This is a genomic window from Orbaceae bacterium lpD04, from assembly GCA_036251935.1.
Taxonomy (GTDB): Bacteria; Pseudomonadota; Gammaproteobacteria; order Enterobacterales; family Orbaceae; genus Orbus; species Orbus wheelerorum.
This window is the reverse complement of sequence record CP133967.1, coordinates 682,271-699,724: the sequence shown is the minus strand read 5'-3', so window position 1 is coordinate 699,724 and position 17,454 is coordinate 682,271. Positions and strand designations below refer to the sequence as shown.

20 protein-coding genes are annotated in these 17,454 nt (G+C 35.7%); 9 read left to right on the top strand and 11 right to left on the bottom strand.

From position 1 onward, the window contains the following. Positions 1 to 167: 167 nt before the first annotated feature. Together mog and argR are read left to right on the top strand one after the other, a co-directional pair. A complete protein-coding gene (gene mog / locus RHO14_03090; protein ID WVD71789.1) occupies positions 168 to 737 on the top strand; it encodes a molybdopterin adenylyltransferase in 570 nt (189 codons plus the stop codon). A gap of 130 nt (positions 738 to 867) precedes the next feature. Continuing rightward, positions 868 to 1,338, top strand: a complete 471-nt coding sequence (gene argR, locus RHO14_03085; protein ID WVD71788.1) for a transcriptional regulator ArgR — start codon at positions 868 to 870, stop codon at positions 1,336 to 1,338. Between the two features lie 16 nt (positions 1,339 to 1,354). Here argR and nudC read toward each other — a convergent pair whose 3' ends face one another. The 8 genes from nudC to rpsO all read right to left on the bottom strand — a co-directional run bounded on the left by nudC (position 1,355) and on the right by rpsO (position 8,806). Next, a complete protein-coding gene (gene nudC / locus RHO14_03080) occupies positions 1,355 to 2,149 on the bottom strand; it encodes an NAD(+) diphosphatase (GenBank protein WVD71787.1) in 795 nt (264 codons plus the stop codon). Positions 2,150 to 2,203: 54 nt separating this feature from the next. Beyond that, positions 2,204 to 3,826 carry a membrane protein insertase YidC gene (yidC, locus tag RHO14_03075; protein WVD71786.1) on the bottom strand — a complete coding sequence of 541 codons (1,623 nt, stop codon included), beginning with the start codon at positions 3,824 to 3,826 and terminating at the stop codon, positions 2,204 to 2,206. A gap of 11 nt (positions 3,827 to 3,837) precedes the next feature. Next, the gene (gene yidD / locus RHO14_03070; GenBank protein WVD72491.1) at positions 3,838 to 4,053 is read right to left on the bottom strand and encodes a membrane protein insertion efficiency factor YidD; all 216 of its coding nucleotides are present in this window, start codon (positions 4,051 to 4,053) and stop codon (positions 3,838 to 3,840) included. A 44-nt stretch (positions 4,054 to 4,097) separates the two neighbouring features. Continuing rightward, positions 4,098 to 4,463: a ribonuclease P protein component gene (gene rnpA / locus RHO14_03065; GenBank protein ID WVD71785.1), complete on the bottom strand. Its 366-nt coding sequence runs from the start codon at positions 4,461 to 4,463 to the stop codon at positions 4,098 to 4,100. Positions 4,464 to 4,476: 13 nt separating this feature from the next. Then, a complete protein-coding gene (gene rpmH, locus RHO14_03060; GenBank protein ID WVD71784.1) occupies positions 4,477 to 4,617 on the bottom strand; it encodes a 50S ribosomal protein L34 in 141 nt (46 codons plus the stop codon). Positions 4,618 to 4,856: 239 nt separating this feature from the next. After that, on the bottom strand, positions 4,857 to 6,035 hold the full coding sequence (gene lplT / locus RHO14_03055) for a lysophospholipid transporter LplT (protein ID WVD71783.1): 1,179 nt from the start codon (positions 6,033 to 6,035) through the stop codon (positions 4,857 to 4,859). Between the two features lie 59 nt (positions 6,036 to 6,094). Next, on the bottom strand, positions 6,095 to 8,239 hold the full coding sequence (aas, locus tag RHO14_03050; GenBank protein WVD71782.1) for a bifunctional acyl-ACP--phospholipid O-acyltransferase/long-chain-fatty-acid--ACP ligase: 2,145 nt from the start codon (positions 8,237 to 8,239) through the stop codon (positions 6,095 to 6,097). Between the two features lie 297 nt (positions 8,240 to 8,536). Beyond that, positions 8,537 to 8,806: a 30S ribosomal protein S15 gene (gene rpsO / locus RHO14_03045; protein WVD71781.1), complete on the bottom strand. Its 270-nt coding sequence runs from the start codon at positions 8,804 to 8,806 to the stop codon at positions 8,537 to 8,539. A gap of 270 nt (positions 8,807 to 9,076) precedes the next feature. Between rpsO and purM the strand changes: the two genes are divergently transcribed. From purM to raiA, 3 genes are all read left to right on the top strand, one after another. Next, complete coding sequence (gene purM, locus RHO14_03040) at positions 9,077 to 10,114, top strand: phosphoribosylformylglycinamidine cyclo-ligase (GenBank protein ID WVD71780.1); 1,038 nt, start codon at positions 9,077 to 9,079, stop codon at positions 10,112 to 10,114. 50 nt (positions 10,115 to 10,164) lie between these two features. Next, positions 10,165 to 10,809, top strand: coding sequence for a phosphoribosylglycinamide formyltransferase (purN, locus tag RHO14_03035; protein WVD71779.1), 645 nt, complete (start codon positions 10,165 to 10,167; stop codon positions 10,807 to 10,809). A 276-nt stretch (positions 10,810 to 11,085) separates the two neighbouring features. Then, a complete protein-coding gene (gene raiA / locus RHO14_03030; GenBank protein WVD71778.1) occupies positions 11,086 to 11,412 on the top strand; it encodes a ribosome-associated translation inhibitor RaiA in 327 nt (108 codons plus the stop codon). A gap of 54 nt (positions 11,413 to 11,466) precedes the next feature. Here the strand turns inward: raiA and ndk are convergent, their stop codons facing one another. Beyond that, positions 11,467 to 11,895: a nucleoside-diphosphate kinase gene (ndk, locus tag RHO14_03025; protein ID WVD71777.1), complete on the bottom strand. Its 429-nt coding sequence runs from the start codon at positions 11,893 to 11,895 to the stop codon at positions 11,467 to 11,469. A gap of 222 nt (positions 11,896 to 12,117) precedes the next feature. On the opposite strand from ndk, the gene RHO14_03020 reads away from it, so the two are divergent. Next, positions 12,118 to 13,527: a sodium:proton antiporter gene (locus RHO14_03020; protein WVD71776.1), complete on the top strand. Its 1,410-nt coding sequence runs from the start codon at positions 12,118 to 12,120 to the stop codon at positions 13,525 to 13,527. Here RHO14_03020 and RHO14_03015 read toward each other — a convergent pair. Continuing rightward, positions 13,517 to 13,837, bottom strand: a complete 321-nt coding sequence (locus RHO14_03015; protein ID WVD71775.1) for a YqcC family protein — start codon at positions 13,835 to 13,837, stop codon at positions 13,517 to 13,519. The genes RHO14_03020 and RHO14_03015 overlap by 11 nt on opposite strands. A gap of 88 nt (positions 13,838 to 13,925) precedes the next feature. Beyond that, positions 13,926 to 14,465 carry a 1,6-anhydro-N-acetylmuramyl-L-alanine amidase AmpD gene (gene ampD / locus RHO14_03010; GenBank protein ID WVD71774.1) on the bottom strand — a complete coding sequence of 180 codons (540 nt, stop codon included), beginning with the start codon at positions 14,463 to 14,465 and terminating at the stop codon, positions 13,926 to 13,928. 180 nt (positions 14,466 to 14,645) lie between these two features. Between ampD and ppdD the strand changes: the two genes are divergently transcribed. From ppdD to hofC, 3 genes are read left to right on the top strand one after another with little or no spacing between them, the layout of a single operon-like run. Further along, a complete protein-coding gene (gene ppdD / locus RHO14_03005; protein ID WVD71773.1) occupies positions 14,646 to 15,098 on the top strand; it encodes a prepilin peptidase-dependent pilin in 453 nt (150 codons plus the stop codon). A gap of 5 nt (positions 15,099 to 15,103) precedes the next feature. Further along, positions 15,104 to 16,264, top strand: coding sequence for an ATPase, T2SS/T4P/T4SS family (locus tag RHO14_03000; protein ID WVD71772.1), 1,161 nt, complete (start codon positions 15,104 to 15,106; stop codon positions 16,262 to 16,264). Then, positions 16,257 to 17,450, top strand: a complete 1,194-nt coding sequence (gene hofC, locus RHO14_02995; protein ID WVD71771.1) for a protein transport protein HofC — start codon at positions 16,257 to 16,259, stop codon at positions 17,448 to 17,450. The genes RHO14_03000 and hofC overlap by 8 nt, the downstream gene beginning before the upstream one ends. The last annotated feature ends 4 nt before the right edge of the window (positions 17,451 to 17,454 follow it).

The window sequence follows — 17,454 nt, the reverse complement described above, 5'->3', positions numbered from 1 at the left end:
ACCCCCTGTTGTAGTAAAAATAAAGTTAATTATGTTAACTTTCGCCCTGATAATGATACGTTTCAATCAACAATTTTGCTTAGCTTGTAAGATTCACGTTTGCATAATAGCGTCATTGTAATTGTTACTGTTATAATAAATGCGATATCACATTAAAGGATCTTAATATGTTAAAAATTGGTTTAGTTTCAGTTTCAGATAGAGCGTCATCGGGTATTTACCAAGATAAAGGGATCCCTGAACTAAGTAGCTGGTTACAGCAAGCAATTAAAGGCGATTTTATCATCGAAACAAGGCTTATTCCGGATGAGCAAACTATTGTTGAAGAAACGCTAATTGAGCTGGTCGATGAACATGCATGTCATTTAATTTTGACAACCGGAGGAACTGGGCCTGCTAAGCGTGACATTACGCCTGATGCAACAATGGCAATTGCCGATAAAGTCATGCCAGGATTTGGTGAACAAATGCGCCAAATTAGTCTTCATTTCGTGCCTACCGCAATTTTATCACGGCAAGTTGGTGTTATTCGTAAACAGTGTTTGATCCTAAATTTGCCCGGTCAACCTAAATCAATCAAAGAAACATTAGAAGGCGTTAAAAGTGATGATGGTAAGGTATTAGTGAGCGGAATTTTTGCCAGTATTCCATACTGTATTCAGTTACTTGAAGGACCTTACATTGAAACCAATGAAAGCATCGTTAACGCATTTAGACCCAAAAGTGCTATCAAGTAATAAGCAATTTTTATAAATTCAAAGCACTATTTTAAGTAAAAGCGTGCATATTAGTATTTATTGATTTTATTTTATGCAAATTTATTGCATAATTATCTAGCAGTTATGCAAATAGATATAGGATAGACTGATGACAACACGTAACACACCTGCCGATCTGGTTAAAATTTTTAAAGATATGCTCAAGCAGGAAAAATTTAGTTCACAGCTAGAAATAGTACAAGCATTACAAGAGCACGGATTTGAAAATGTAAATCAATCTAAAGTGTCGCGTATGTTAACTAAATTTGGCGCGGTGAGAACGCGTAATGTAAAAATGGAAATGGTCTACTGTTTACCTGCTGAAGTCAGTGTACCAACAACCTCAAGCCCATTAAAAAACCTTGTACTTGATATCGATTATAATCAATCAATGGTTGTTATCCGTACAAGCCCAGGGGCTGCGCAGCTTATTGCTAGGTTACTTGATTCCATCGGTAAATCTGAGGGTATTTTGGGCTCTATCGCTGGTGATGATACTATTTTTAGTACGCCATCTAACGGCTTTACTGTTAAAAAACTCTACCACACAATTTTAGCGCTTTTTGAGCAAGAACTTTAATCTTGCTCAAGGGTTGTTACTCACCATATTCATCGTATTGGCGGCATAAAATAACGGTATCTTCAATTAATCGCCTTGCAACGGTTCCGTATTCAGGGATCTTTGGTAATTCATTGTAATGATACCAATTTGCTTCAACAAGTTCGTTAGGATCGATATCAATATCACCATTATCATAATCAGCTAAATACGCCATCATCATTGAATTAGGGAAAGGCCAAGGCTGTGACGTTACATAGCGAATATTTTTTATTTTTATTTTGGACTCTTCAAATACTTCTCGTGTGACGGCTTGTTCCATAGTTTCGCCAACCTCAACAAATCCAGCTAAGACAGTATAAAGATTATCTGCGCGGTGACGAGTATGTTTAGCCAGTAAAATCTGGTTATTACGACGAATAGCAACAATAATGGACGGTGATATTTGTGGGTAATAGCGTTGATGACAGCTAGCACATAAATAACACCACTCCGTCTCACTATGGTGCATTTCATGACCACAGTAACCACAATACTTATGTGAACGATAAAATTCAGCAAGCTGAACAGCTCTGCCAGCCATTAAAAATAAAGTTTGGTCAGTGCTACCAAGTAAAGGACGGATCGTTCCCATACCGTGTTTCATCTCTTTACAAATTAACCACGCACTTTGGCCTTGAAACTCACCAATAATTTGCGCCGTATTACCTGTAAAACCAAAATCGTGCGCTAAGCCATAAGGCACATCACCTTTAGGCAACCATAAGCGACCATTTTGACTAACAAACCAATGACCTTGTTCATTACCTGTTAAAATAATTTGTTGCTGCATATTATTTTACCTATAAATAATTAAGGCAGAGTATACTCTGCCTTAAATCGTCAATTACTTTTTCTTCTTCTCATGAAGCCCTTTCTTTTCAAGCTCCCAGTAGATAATACGTTGTTGTACAATCGTAAATAAGTTACTCACAATATAATACAACACGAGGCCTGAAGGGAACCAGAGGAAAAATACCGTAAAGATTAATGGCATAAACGTCATTAATTTTTGCTGCATTGGATCACTCACTGGCGTTGGCGACATTTTTTGAATCAAGAACATTGTCCCACCCATAATTAATGGGAAAATATAGTATGGATCTGGCGCAGATAAATCCTGGATCCATAACATAAATGGCGCTTGACGAAGTTCAACAGAGCTACCTAGCATATAGAATAAGGCAAGGAAAATTGGCATCTGGACAACTAGCGGTAAGCAGCCACCTAATGGATTAACTTTTTCTTGTTTATAAAGAGCCATCGTTTCTTGGCTCATTTTTTTACGATCATCACCATAACGTTCTTTTAAGCCTTGTAATCTTGGCTGTAATAGCTTCATTTTTGCCATTGAACGGTATTGTGCACGGGTTAATGGGAACAAAATACCACGTACAATAAATGTGATGATAATAATTGCAACGCCCCAGTTTCCAACAAAACTTTGAATAAATGTTAGTAGATGGAATAAAGGCTGAGATAAGAACCATAACCAACCATAATCCACAATCAAATCTAAGTGAGCAGCAGTTGCTTTTAATTCGCTTTGGATTTCTGGACCTAACCATAACTTAGCCGTAATGGTTTGATTTTTGCCACTATCAATAACCGTGTCTTCACCTTTAAAACCAACAGTTGCTTGTGATTTTTTAGATGTTGAGCGAGTATATAATAAATTATCTTGATCTTGCGTTGGGATCCAAGCAGAAGCAAAATAGTGTTGTAACATCGCAACCCAGCCAACTGAAGAATTAACAGATAAGTTTTTATCTTCAATATCACCAAAGCTGTATTTGCTATAATTAGTACTAGAACTAGAGTAAGCTGCGCCACGGAATGAACTTAAACCAAGTCCCCCGCCACCTTCTTTTATCGCATCATTAGGTAGTTCAACAGTTTGCTTTAACTGACCATACATAGCAACTTCAACAGCTTGATTGCTTTTGTTATTGATCTCGTAGCTAACATCAATTGCATATTTACCACGTTTAAGAAGATAAACTTTAGTATAAGTCACACCATCTTTTTGGTAAGTAAGCGGCACACGTAACTCATCTTGGCCATCAGCTAAAACAAATTCATTTTGAGCTGCTTGATAAACAGGCCTACCACCTTGTTTTGCATTATCAGGGCCATTTCTACCTGTTAGTCCACTTTCTGCAACATAGATAAAATCAGGTCTAGCTGTTAATAGCTGAAATGGAGTATTAGAACCTAAAGTTTGATTATACTTCAACAACTCAGCGGATAAAACATCACCACCATAAGTATTAATCGTTAGGGTTAATACATCTGTTTTCACAGTAATTGATTGACCAACATTACTAACTGCTGAATCATCTGTGATCATTTGTTCGGTTAATTGATTTGCTTTTACTGGTTTTGGCTCATGATCTTTCTGCCATGCCTGCCAAATTAAAAAAGAAACAAAAAGTAAAGCAATAATTAAAATATTACGTTGAGATGCCATTCGTGTTTTCTCTATTGTTTTTTATCTTTCTGAGGGGGGACGGGATCGTCACCACCTTCATGTAAAGGGTGACATTTTAATACACGTTTGAGTGTTAGCCAACTACCTTTTATCAATCCAAAGCGGTTTAATGCAATAATTGCGTATTGAGAGCATGTTGGCGAAAAGCGGCAATTAGGGCCAAGCAGAGGGCTAATAAACCGCTGGTAGCCTTTAATTAACAAAATAAAACTATTTGCACCTAATGACTTAAATGCAAGTAAATATAGTTTTAACTTTTGCTTTGTTGCATTACAATGAGGCGTTGCCATACCTTATCTAATACCTGCCTTAACGCTGCATTATCAAGTTCAATAACCGCAGCTTTTGCCATAACAATCACATCTATTGCAGGTAATTCATGCTGTGCTAAACGAAAATATTCTCTCATTAATCGCTTTATACGATTACGTTCATGCGCACGCTTCACTTGTTTTTTAGCAATAGCAAATCCGAGACGTGGATGGGATAAGGAACTTTTTCTTGCAACTAGAGTAATATAAGGAGAACCTACCCTGATAGACTGGCTAAAAACGTAGTTAAAGTCATTGGGAGTTAACAAACGTAACTCCCGAATAAAGGTGAGTCGATTAATCACTCAACTTTAAATATTAGCTAGATACAGTTAAACGAACGCGGCCTTTAGCACGACGACGAGCTAATACTTGACGACCATTTTTTGTAGCCATACGAGCACGAAATCCGTGAGTACGATTACGCTTTAAAACTGATGGTTGAAATGTACGTTTCATGACGATTTATACCTAAATCAAATAATTAACAATTAGCAGAGTAAAACTCCACTTTGACGATAAAGAGGTCGAGATTATAGAGGCAATTAGTCAGATAGTCAACGAACTTTCTTGTCTTTTTAATCTCGACTAAAGATTACCTTAATGATTTAACAAAATAACGATTTTATACTGTTAAATCATTGTAGCAACCGCATAAAGCTCATTTTTTATGGGCTTTTATTTATGCAAAATAGAGTTTATTTGCGTTTTTGCCATAACCATAAGCTCGTAATAGCTAGTGAGAATAAGACACCAAAACCAACGCCGATTAATATCGTTGAAAAACCTAGCGCGACACTCATTGAGTAAAGCCCTAGCATAATCATCATACCGCTATACTCACCGCAGTTTTGCACAGCAATAGCGCTCCCGGCCCCAATCGTTTGCTTACCAAAATTTTGTAATAACGCATTAAGTGGCACTAGAAAATAGCCACCTAGTGCGCCAATAATGATTAGCAATAAGTATGATATCGCCATATTGCTTTGCACTGAAAAACAGATAACGGCAATCCCCATCAATATTCCTGCAGGAATACAGCGCGTACTTTGTTTCATACTAACAAATTTTGCAGCTAACCCGGCACCAATTACGATACCAATAGCAACAACAGCATTTAAAATAGTCGGCGTTTTATTATCACTAATACCAAGTGCAATGGGCACCCAATCAATAAGCAAAAAACGCAGCGTAATACCTGCCCCCCAAAAAAGGCTAGTACCTATCAATGTGATCCGCGCTTGCTGATGGCTTAATAAAATTTTTGCTGACTTAATGAACTCTCTTACCATAGCAAGTATATTCCAGCTCATACCCGTTCTTGCTGGCGCGAGTTTAGGAATAAATAAATTAGCGAGCATTGCAACAGTAAACATTAAAATACACATCAAAATCGACATAAAAACATTAAGATCAGCAATATATCCACCAGCAACACTGCCTAATAAAATTGCAGCAATGGTTGATGCTTCAATTAATCCATTGGCTTTTACTAAATTATCACCATTGGTTAGTTCACCTAAAATTCCATATTTAGCAGGAGAATAACATGCTGCGCCAATTCCGACTAAAGCGTAGCCTAAAAATGGGCTAATACCGATACAAATAACGAATGCGCCAAATAATTTGATCGCATTTGAGCATAACATAACTCGCCCTTTGGAAAATCGATCAGCAATTTGGCCAACAAATGGCGCTGAAATAATAAATGCTAAAACAAACACCATTTGCAAAACAGGCTTGCTCCACTCCGGATAATGCAATGTTTTAACTAATGCAAGAATAGCAAAGAGTAAGGCATTATCAGCGCAAGCCGAAAAAAACTGTGCAAACATTGTTGCAATCATTCCTCGGCTTAATAAAGTTTGATTATTCATTAATAACTCCAGCTTAATAATCGCGCCAAATTAGCGCGATTATTTATGTTGCAATAGATTTAGCTTTCATCTGCCATCTGGCGCAGAGTAATGTAATCGATTTTCCCCGTACCTAATAACGGTAGCTGTTTAACAACTCGAATATCACGAGGTACTGCAATTGCTGGAACACCCTGTAATTGCGCTTCCTTGGTTAGTTTCTCACGGGTAAGATTTACTGATGTGCTAAATAAGACGATAGCCTCACCTTTCGAACTATCGGTTTTAATCGATGCACCATGCATCGCATCACTATCAATTATTTTCGCTAACGCTTCGGCACTTTCGAGTGAAACCATTTCACCAGCAATTTTTGCAAAACGCTTTAATCGTCCTTTGATGGTAATAAAACCATCATTATCGATAAAGGCGATATCACCAGTATCATACCAACCTTTTTCAATATGACCGTTACTATCCGTTGCACATGGTTTGACTAATTGCCCAGGATTATCAACTAATAAATAACCTTTCATGACATTAGGGCCTTGTAACTGTAATTTACCGCCATGCTCAATACCAGGAACTGAAATTAACCTTGTTACCATGCCAGGTAGTGCCCGGCCAACTGTACCTACTTTATAGGCCATCGGCACATTTAAAGAGACAACCGGTGCGCACTCAGTAACGCCATATCCTTCCAATAGGCGGATACCAAATTTTGTTTTCCATACTTCCCTTATACTTTCAGATAATTTTTCAGCGCCAGCAACTACATAACGTAATCGCATAAAATCGTATGGATGAGCATAACGTGCATAATTAGCTAAAAAAGTTGGTGTACCAAATAATACTGTGCAGTTTTGATCATAAATAATTTCAGGAACCATTTTGTAATGTAGAGGATTTGGATACAAGAATGTTTTACTACCTGAAAGAAGCGGTAATAGTAAACCGGCCGTCAAACCAAAGGCATGAAATAACGGTAATGCAGACATAAATCTGTCGCTTGGCATCGGATCAATAATAGTACGAATTTGTTCAACATTAGCTAATAAACTGGTATGAGAATGAACAACACCTTTTGGATTACCCTCTGAGCCCGAGGTAAAAAGAACTAGTGCTTCATCATTATAGTGATGATTGCGTTTAAGTAAGCGAGGCATAAATTGGTGAATGAAAACCCACACTTTATCGCTAAATGTTAAAGAGTTTTTTTGATCTTCTAAAAAACACCATTTGACGCCTTCGATTTCATCAAGTAAATAGTCTAACTTAGCTTTAGCTAAGAATTTTTTTGAAGTAATGACCGTTTTTATTTCTGCCGCTTTTATTGCACAATTTAAGCCCTTTTCACCTGCAGTATAATTAAGCATGGCAGGTATGCGATGTTTTAAAGATAAGGCAAAAATGGTCGAGACACTGATGACGGCATTAGGTAATAACACACCAACACGTTCTTTGTCTTTGGTTAATTTTTCGATAATACAACTAACCCCTAAAATTTGCTTTAACAATTGGCGGTAAGATAAATGCTTGCTGGTCGGATCTTGTATAACTCGTGATTTTGCCCCGTACCTAACTTGTGATTCGAGCAATGCATCAAAAAGTGTTAATTTAGGTCGGCTTTCCAATCTTGCGTCCATCATTATTTGATGTAGTTTTTCACCAGCGATATAACGGCGCTCACTTGCTTTTGACGCGATAGGCATCGCAATATTTTTAGGTTCCAGCACATGAATAGTAATATGTGGAAATAAGCGGCGTCTAAATACACCTTTTAGGCGGCTTGTCATGGTAAACTCAGCCCCTTCAATCCAAACCGGTACTATCGTCGCATTTGATTTAGCGGCAACAAATGCAGCTCCATCATAAATTTTCATTAAAGAACCGGTGATCGTTATACGACCTTCAGGAAAAATAACGATTGGCCGCCCTTTTTCAATTTGCCTAACCAAACGTTTAATTGCCATCGGATTAGTTGGATCCATTGGTACAAAATCGACATAATGTTTAGCAAGTTTAACTAACCAATGGTCAATATAACCAGAATAGATCGCAAATACTGGCCGAACAGGTAGAAATACACCTAATAAGATCCCATCAAGAAATGAAACATGATTAGAGGTAATGATTAACCTATCGTGGTTAAAATTATTGACATTACCGGTGATGCGAACATGGAATAAAACTTTTAGAATAATTTTTATAATCTTAAAGACCATGAGAATTTCTCAGAAACGTGCAACATTACACATCGCAAATAATAAAGATAAATAATAACCAAGCAAGAGTTTACTGATATTATTTGTGATAAAAATAATCTTGGTATGATAAAAAAATGAGATGATAAAAAATAATAGATTGATTTATTATCAGATTTTTATTTTTAGAGCTTTTGTGATCTCTATATTGTGATTGATTATAATAAATACAATTTTCGGACTATTTAAAAATTGGCTAAAAAATTGACATAAAAAAAGGGATAATCATTATCCCTTTTTTTATAATTTTGACTAGAATTAGCGACGTAAGCCTAATTTTTTAATTAATTGATTGTAACGCTCAACGTCAGTACGTTTTAAATAATCAAGTAATTTACGACGGCTAGAAACCATACGTAATAAACCACGACGGCTGTGGTGATCTTTTTTATGTTCAGCAAAATGACCTTGTAGATCATTGATATTAGCAGTTAAAAGTGCAACTTGAACTTCTGTACAACCAGTATCATTTGTACCGCGTCCAAATTCTGCTACTAATTTTGCTTTAACTTCTGTACTTAGAGACATAACAACTCCTAAAAAATTTTAGATTAAAAAAAGAAACGCCAATCTCTAACTCAGCAGTTCCCGTAATTGCGGCAGATTATATATGAATTTCATTAAATTGCAATAAAAGTTATATAGATAAAACAATGAAAACCATCAGCAATAAACATCTATTACTAGTACATATAATAAAATATCAATTATCATTCAAACACCTATCGCCATTAGCCCGCAAGGCTGTTAAAATAACACCACATTTCGCTTATGTAATCAATCATGAGGGTTTTTACTGTGTCAGACAAAACATCTTTAAGCTACAAAGATGCTGGTGTTGATATTGATGCCGGCAATGAATTAGTCAATAGAATTAAGCATGTAGTAAAAGAGACTCGCCGTAAGGAAGTCATTGGTGGATTAGGTGGTTTTGGTGCGCTATGTGCAATTCCACAAAAATATAAAGAACCTATCTTAGTTTCAGGTACTGATGGTGTTGGCACAAAACTTCGCTTAGCCATGGACCTAAATCGTCATGATTCAATTGGTATCGATTTAGTTGCAATGTGTGTCAATGATTTGATTGTTCAAGGTGCCGAGCCTCTTTTTTTTCTAGATTATTATGCAACAGGTAAACTTGATGTTGATGTCGCTGCCGCAGTTGTGACTGGCATTGCTGAAGGATGTAAACAATCTGGCTGCGCCCTTGTTGGCGGCGAGACAGCTGAAATGCCCGGTATGTATCATGGTAATGATTATGATATCGCCGGTTTTTGTGTCGGCGTTGTTGAAAAATCAAAGATCATTGATGGCAGTAAAGTACAAGATGGCGATGTGATTATTGCTTTGGCATCAAGTGGGCCACACTCTAATGGTTACTCTCTAGTCCGTAAAATTATTGAAGTTAGTGGTAGTAAACCGGCTAACGAACAGTTGCATGGTAAGTCACTTGCCGATCACTTACTCGCACCGACTAAAATTTATGTTAAATCAATATTAAATTTAATCGAACATGTTGACGTGCACGCCATCGCACATATCACTGGTGGTGGTTTCTGGGAAAATATTCCTCGCGTATTACCTGATAACATGCAGGCAATCATTGATGAAAAAAGTTGGCAATGGCCTGCGGTATTTGATTGGTTACAACAAGCAGGTAATGTTGATGAATATGAGATGTATCGGACATTTAACTGTGGCGTTGGATTAATTGTGGTGTTGTCAAAAAATGAAGCGAGCAAGGCAATTAAATTATTAAATGAGCTCGGTGAGAGCCCATGGCTACTTGGTGAAATAAAGTATTCTGATTCAAAAGAGCAAGTAATCATAAAATAACAGATTATAAGGGCGTACATATCGCCCTTTTTGTTAAGGTATAATTAAAGATGATGAAAAAAATAGTGGTACTCGTATCAGGTAGCGGCTCAAATCTACAAGCAATTATTGATGCATGTGAGCGACAACAAATTGACGGAAACGTTGTTGCAGTAATGAGTAATAAAGCAGATGTTTTTGCACTTGAGCGTGCGAGGTTAGCGAATATACCAAGCCATGTAATTAGTCATTTAGATTATTCATCTCGAGAACGATTTGATAAAGCCGTTGCGAAGCAAATTGATGACTACCAACCCGACTTAATCATTCTTGCCGGCTATATGCGTATTTTGACGGCTGACTTTGTAAATCATTACGCTGGTAAAATGTTAAATATTCATCCATCGTTATTACCTAAATATCCAGGGCTTCATACCCATCATAGAGCAATCGAAGCTGGAGATAAGGAGCATGGCACAACAGTCCATTTTGTTACGCCTGAACTTGACGGTGGCCCAATTATTTTACAAGCCAAGGTTCCCATTTTTATTGATGATGAAGAACAAGATGTGATTGAGCGCGTCCTTGCACAAGAGCATCAAATTTATCCGATGGTCGTAAAATGGTTTTGTTGTGATCGTTTGAAAATGCTAAATGGTAAAGCATATCTGGATAATCAAGAGATTCCAGTTTATGGTTATGGTAATGAAGATTAATTCGTTATAATGTTGTTGTAAGGTAGTATTATAGTGTAATTTCAGTGCTAATTTTCAGCAATATAACCTTATTTTTATACGACTAAAATGTACTATTCCCTTTAAATAGCTCGCTCATTATTCTTTAATTTATCATCGCCCTTATGCCAATATTTATTTAAATATAAACTACTTACAAATCAGGTATTGACCTTTTGGTAATAATTTGACAATGTAGTAAGCAAGAGTTTTAATCTATTAATTGTTTTTTGTTAGCAAATATAAAGGAGATCAATTATGACTTTAAGTATTACTAGTAAACAAATGGATATCACTCCGGCTATTAGAAGCTACATTGAAGAAAAATTTGCTAAACTCGAAAAATGGCATGCTCAATTAATTAACCCGCATTTTATTTTATCAAAAGAACCCGATGGCTTTATTATTGACGCAACCATCGCAACGAAAGGCTCACCGCTTGTTGCCTCTGCAAAGCACGATGACATGTATAGTGCAGTTAATGAGTTAATTAATAAGCTCGAAAAACAGTTAAATAAATTACAACATAAGCCTGAAGCAAGGCGTGCATCAGAAAGTATTAAAGATCATATTCCCGTAGAATAATTAATTGTATGTAATAGGCACCAAACAAACGGTGCCTTGGTTTTTTATAATGCTTTAGTAGTTACTAAAAATTTCATTATTAGCAAAGAAATAAGCAATTTCACGCTCTGCAGATTCAACCGAGTCAGATCCATGAACAGCATTCTCGGTAACATTATCGGCAAAATCGTAGCGCAGCGTTCCCGCTAATGCTTTAGATAGATCGGTTGCACCCATGATTTCTCTATAGCGACTAATTGCATTTTCAGCTTCTAAAACTTGTACAACAACGGGCCCTGAAGTCATAAACGTAATTAACCGATCAAAAAATGCCTTTCCTTCATGCTCGGCATAAAAGCCTTCTGCTTGCTCTCGCGTCAAATGGATCATTTTTATCGCAATAATATTAAATCTAGCTTGTTCTAATCTAGATTCAATAAAACCTATTATATTTTTTTTCACTGCATTAGGCTTAATGATTGACAATGTTTGCTCAATATTCATGCTCTTTTCCTCAATTACTATACTTAAAACGCTATTTTAACCATTTGTATTCTTTCGTCCAATAATAAATACGCGATCCTTTTATTATTGATATTGAACATTAATTTTTTATTTAGATCTTTGATTTATTATATCGTGAGGCGGCTTAGCTAAAAGTGGATGATTTTAATAAAAACATTGTTAGAATATATATCATAACTTTACCATCGATTAAAAAATATCATGTACTCAAAAATAATTGCCGTACTATTCTTAATATACTGTTTTCCTAATGATGCTTACGCAGCAAGTTTTGATGCTACAACCCTATCTTTAAGTTGGGCAATTCCTTTTATTGGTATTTTATTATCAATTGCACTTTGCCCACTTGTATTGCCAACGATTTGGCATCATCACTACGGTAAAATTACCGCGGCTTGGACGTTACTTTTTATTATTCCCTTTACTTTTGTATTTGGGATTAGTGATATTACTTACATCGTTGCGCACGCTACTTTTGAGGAATATGTTCCCTTTATTTTACTTTTGCTCGCTCTATTTACCGTTTCAGGCGGGATTTTTGTTCAAGGAAATTTCAACGGTACACCGAAATTTAATACCTTATTACTCATAATTGGCACACTTTTAGCCTCAGTAATGGGAACGACGGGTGCTGCAATGCTAATGATTAGGCCAATAATTAGAGCAAATTCAAATCGACACAATAAAGTACATATAATTGTCTTTTTTATCTTTTTAGTTGCCAATATTGGCGGAGGTTTAACACCACTTGGCGATCCGCCATTATTTATCGGTTTTTTAAAAGGGGTTAATTTCTTTTGGACATTAACGCATATGTTTTTACCCGTATTGTTAACCACTTTTTTACTGCTAATTATTTTTTATTGTATTGATAACTATTATTATAAACGACAAGAAAAAATAGTGGCTCATCATTCAATATCAGATCGCACTATTAAAATTTATGGTAAACAAAATATTGTATTATTAATTGCAATTATTGCAGCAGTGTTACTTTCTGGAATTTGGCAATCAGGTATTAGCCTGACTATGTTAGGTGTCAACCTAACATTACAAAACATAATTCGAGATTTATTATTAATTATAATAAGCGTTGTTTCAATAATTATTACCCCTAAACAAGTTCGCTCTGCTAATCAATTTAATTGGCAACCAATTTTAGAGGTAGCGAAGCTCTTTCTCGGTATTTTTATTACTATTGTCCCGGTTCTTGCAATTTTACGTGTCGGTAATGAGGGGCATTTATCTTCAATTGTTTCACTCGTCACTGATAATAGTGGCGAGCCGATTAATATCATGTACTTTTGGTTAAGTGGTATATTATCGGGCTTTTTAGATAATGCACCGACTTATTTAGTTTTCTTCAATTTAGCATCTGGCGATGCAAATATACTAATGGGACATCTTAATGCAACCTTGCTTGCCATCTCAATGGGATCGGTATTTATGGGGGCATTAACCTATATAGGTAATGCGCCTAACTTTATGGTGAGAAGTATTGCCATACAAAATAGCATCAATATGCCAAGCTTTTTTGGCTATATGAAATGGTCTATTATTATTCTAATACCGGTATTTATCATTAATAGTGTGGTATTTTTTATGCTTTAACCCGTTTATCTAAATTTTCAATTAAAGAGAGGAGCTTAGCTGCTTCCTCTTGCTGCTTTAATGTCTCCTCGAAATAAGGGTATAAAACAAAATTACGTGGAACAATCGCATTAGCATCAATCAATGCGCGTATTCTAGGAATAAATATCCATTGTAACCATTCGTTAGGTAACATCATATCGAGTGCAAAAGGCTGCTCACTCAAAAATGCCTCGGCTTTAGGCGGCAAACTTTGCCAAAGCAATTTTGACTTCATTTCTTGTTCTATATCTTTAAGTAATTGTAAAATATCAGAATTAAACTGTTTCATAATAATTTAAGTATAAAATAATACGTTATTGTACCAATAAAAATAGCGACAATGATACGTTTAATAAACACCAATCAAATAATATGACTTATTTTAGTGATGACAAGTAAACGGACCAATCAAAATAAGGCCCGGGATCTGTTTTGCGCACTGGCGCAATATCGCTATGACCAACAATAGATTCAATAGGATAGTAATTTTTTAAACAACGGGTAATTTCGGCAAGTTTAGTATATTGAATTAATGGGAATGGCTCAAAATCGCTTCCCTCAAGCTCAATGCCAATAGAGTAGTCATTACAGTTATCTCGACCTTGAAAAGAGGATTTTCCTGCATGCCATGCCCGCTTATCAAAAGAAACGTATTGTATAACTTCACCATTACGGCAAATAAAAAGATGGGATGAAACTTCAAACTGATAAATTGTTTTAAAATATTCATGCTCATTAGGATCCAATTTACCCGTAAATAGCTGGCTAACATAAGGGCCACCATATTGATTGGGTGGCAGACTAATATTATGAATAACGAGCATGTTAATCATTTCACCAATAGGACGCTCATTAAAATAAGGTGATGCAATAACTTGAGTATCGGTTAAAAAGCCGCGTTGAATCTTCAAATCCATATTAACCTTTTATCACCTATTTTTGAGTAATTAATCGCAAAATTATACCATTGATAGTAAATATGCAAAGCTATTTGCTACATATCATGAATTATCACATTGTAATAATATAAGTAATATCAGCCATTTGTTATTTTTATAACTTACTTACTTACTATTTATGTAATAAAGGTATTTATTATGGCAAAACCCAGTTTTTTACACTTATCACAATCCGGCTTTACTTTATTTGAGCTAATGATAGCAATTGCCGTTATAGCGATCCTAACTGCTATCGGTGTTCCCTCTTATCAAGGCTATGTGCAAAAAGCAGCAATGACCGATATGTTACAAACCATGACACCTTATAAAACCGCAATCGAAATTTGTTCATTAGAACAAGGTGATCTGAAAAATTGTAATAGTGGCCAAAGTGGTATTCCGGTAACTAAAGCAACGAATTATATTGCATCAATAAATGTTGCCGCAGGCATTATTACCTTAGTCGGGCAAAGCGCTTTGAGTGGGTTAACAACAACTTTGACGCCGATAATCAATCCGACTCATGGCCAACTTGATTGGTCTAAAAAATGTGTTACAACGCCAGTTAATAATAATATTACTGATGCGTGCAATGATATCTTTAGGTTTTAGTTATCATGACAAAATATAGCGATCTCGAAATTGTAGAGCTAGTTAATCAACTTTTAAACGATGCGCTTGTTAAGCGCGCATCAGATATTCACTTTGAGCCTTATCAAGACCTATACCGAATTAGGATGCGAATTGATGGCGTTTTACAACCAATTGCGATCTTATCAACTTTATTAGTAAAACCGTTAACTGTTCGCTTAAAAATAATGGCAAATCTAAATATTGCAGAGCAACGTTTGCCTCAAGATGGACAACTGATGATAGATAAGCACACGATGCGCATATCAACGATCCCAATTATTGATGGCGAAAAAATTGTTTTACGAATAATGGAGGATCAGCAAGATACATTCTCGCTTGAACAACTGGGTTTATCAGAAAATGATCAATTTCATTATCGGCAAGCTTTAAATAATCCTCAAGGACTTATTTTAGTTACCGGCCCAACTGGTAGTGGTAAAACGATTACGCTTTATAGTGGGCTTAAAGAGCTAAATGAAAGTTCACGCAATATTTGTAGTGTTGAAGATCCAGTTGAAATGCCGATTATAGGCATAAACCAAACACAAGTTAATCCAAAGGCTGGTCTTGATTTTGCTATAACCTTGCGCTCATTTTTAAGACAAGATCCAGATATCATTATGATTGGCGAAATTCGCGATCATGAAACAGCTCAAATTTCAGTACAAGCAGCGCAAACAGGCCATTTAGTCTTATCAACATTACATACTAACTCTAGTGCGGAAGCATTAATTCGCCTCAATCAGATGGGTATAAAGAATTATTTAATTGCTTCTAGTTTAAAGCTTATCATCGCACAGCGACTAGCCAGAAAGCTCTGTCATCATTGTAAAGTAATTGCCGATGAAAAATTTGTAATTGAAGAGTACGGTAAACGCCTACTTTACCCACATTATTTAGCTAAGGGCTGTCAGCACTGTATTGGTGGATATTATGGGCGAATAGGCATTTATGAGTTACTCATAATTACCCCACAAATTCAAGCCTTACTGGCGGAAAATGACCAATTTTCATTAAATAATATTGTGCAAATTATGAAAAAATATGAGATTAATACTCTTGATTTATCTGGCATTGCGTTAGTTAAACAAGGCATAACCTCGTTAGCTGAAATACAGCGCGTGTTAGGTTTAATAAATGAGTAAGTTATGGCCCTTAAAAAGGTTATATCAATGGCAAGACCTTAATGGCCAAAAATATGTGTTAGTTGCAACATCACTTCGGGAAGCTAGACTAGCACTATTACAACAAGATGTACTTTTCTTTAAGCTAACCTTTAAAAGCTATCTTTCTCATCATAGCTTTAAAATACAAGAATTAATTATTATTACCAAACAATTAGCAACAATGTTAAAAGCCGGATTACCAATAATTAATAGCTTAGATTTATTAGCTAATCAAAATGCGCTAATACAATGGCAATGGTTATTAAGTAGTATTAAACAGCAAATAACAGTTGGGGAATCGATATCACAAGCGCTTAGCCAGCATAGTAAAATATTTCCCGCTATTTATATACAAATTATTGCCACTGGCGAATTAACTGGCCAACTTGAGCATAGTTTTGAAACCGTCGCACAACAATTAGAAAATACTCAAAAGCTAAAAAAAAGAGTTAAAAAAGCGATGCGTTACCCGCTTTTTTTATTCACAGCTTCAATTGTCGTTACCCTAATCATGCTGCTGGTTGTATTACCCAAGTTTGCTGAAGTGTATCGAAGTTTTGATGCTCAATTACCCTTTTTTACACAGCTGATAATAACGCTTTCAAACTATTTGCAGCGCTATTTTTTTGAACTATTGGTCATTATTACGGCTTTTTATTTATTCTATCGTTACTATTTAAAACAATATCATGATCATTTAATTATTAAATATGTATTAAAGTTACCTATCGTTGGCAAAATAATCACAACATCTTGCTTAGCACTGATATTCCAAACGTTATTCATTACTCAAAAATCAGGGATCCCACTACTCACAGGCCTTAAATCAGCAAAAAAAGTAACTGGAAATTTATTATTTCAACTCAGTTTAATCAATATTGTCAAAACCATAGAGCAAGGCCAATCATTTAGTCAAGCGATTGAACATCATATGCTTTACCCTAGCCTTTGTACCCAACTGATTCGTATTGGTGAAGAGTCTGGTACGTTAGATTTAATGTTAGAAAGGCTTGCTGATTATTATCAGCAGCAAAATATAGAACTAACCGATAATTTATCGCAAAAAATTGAGCCATTAATGATGTCAATTATGGCTTTAATTATCGGTAGCTTAGTGATAGCGATGTATTTACCTGTTTTTCAATTAGGTAGTGTAATTCATTAATGGT

Excerpts from the sequence above, each read along its gene's own strand:
- RHO14_03020 (WVD71776.1), top strand. The coding sequence starts at position 12,118 with ATGTACTCAAAAATAATTGCCGTACTATTCTTAATATACTGTTTTCCT.
- rpmH (WVD71784.1), bottom strand. The coding sequence starts at position 4,617 with ATGAAACGTACATTTCAACCATCAGTTTTAAAGCGTAATCGTACTCAC.
- nudC (WVD71787.1), bottom strand. The coding sequence starts at position 2,149 with ATGCAGCAACAAATTATTTTAACAGGTAATGAACAAGGTCATTGGTTT.
- hofC (WVD71771.1), top strand. The coding sequence starts at position 16,257 with ATGAGTAAGTTATGGCCCTTAAAAAGGTTATATCAATGGCAAGACCTT.
- ndk (WVD71777.1), bottom strand. The coding sequence starts at position 11,895 with ATGAATATTGAGCAAACATTGTCAATCATTAAGCCTAATGCAGTGAAA.
- ampD (WVD71774.1), bottom strand. The coding sequence starts at position 14,465 with ATGGATTTGAAGATTCAACGCGGCTTTTTAACCGATACTCAAGTTATT.
- argR (WVD71788.1), top strand. The coding sequence starts at position 868 with ATGACAACACGTAACACACCTGCCGATCTGGTTAAAATTTTTAAAGAT.
- raiA (WVD71778.1), top strand. The coding sequence starts at position 11,086 with ATGACTTTAAGTATTACTAGTAAACAAATGGATATCACTCCGGCTATT.
- lplT (WVD71783.1), bottom strand. The coding sequence starts at position 6,035 with ATGAATAATCAAACTTTATTAAGCCGAGGAATGATTGCAACAATGTTT.
- RHO14_03015 (WVD71775.1), bottom strand. The coding sequence starts at position 13,837 with ATGAAACAGTTTAATTCTGATATTTTACAATTACTTAAAGATATAGAA.
- mog (WVD71789.1), top strand. The coding sequence starts at position 168 with ATGTTAAAAATTGGTTTAGTTTCAGTTTCAGATAGAGCGTCATCGGGT.
- purN (WVD71779.1), top strand. The coding sequence starts at position 10,165 with ATGATGAAAAAAATAGTGGTACTCGTATCAGGTAGCGGCTCAAATCTA.
- RHO14_03000 (WVD71772.1), top strand. The coding sequence starts at position 15,104 with ATGACAAAATATAGCGATCTCGAAATTGTAGAGCTAGTTAATCAACTT.
- aas (WVD71782.1), bottom strand. The coding sequence starts at position 8,239 with ATGGTCTTTAAGATTATAAAAATTATTCTAAAAGTTTTATTCCATGTT.
- yidC (WVD71786.1), bottom strand. The coding sequence starts at position 3,826 with ATGGCATCTCAACGTAATATTTTAATTATTGCTTTACTTTTTGTTTCT.
- ppdD (WVD71773.1), top strand. The coding sequence starts at position 14,646 with ATGGCAAAACCCAGTTTTTTACACTTATCACAATCCGGCTTTACTTTA.
- rpsO (WVD71781.1), bottom strand. The coding sequence starts at position 8,806 with ATGTCTCTAAGTACAGAAGTTAAAGCAAAATTAGTAGCAGAATTTGGA.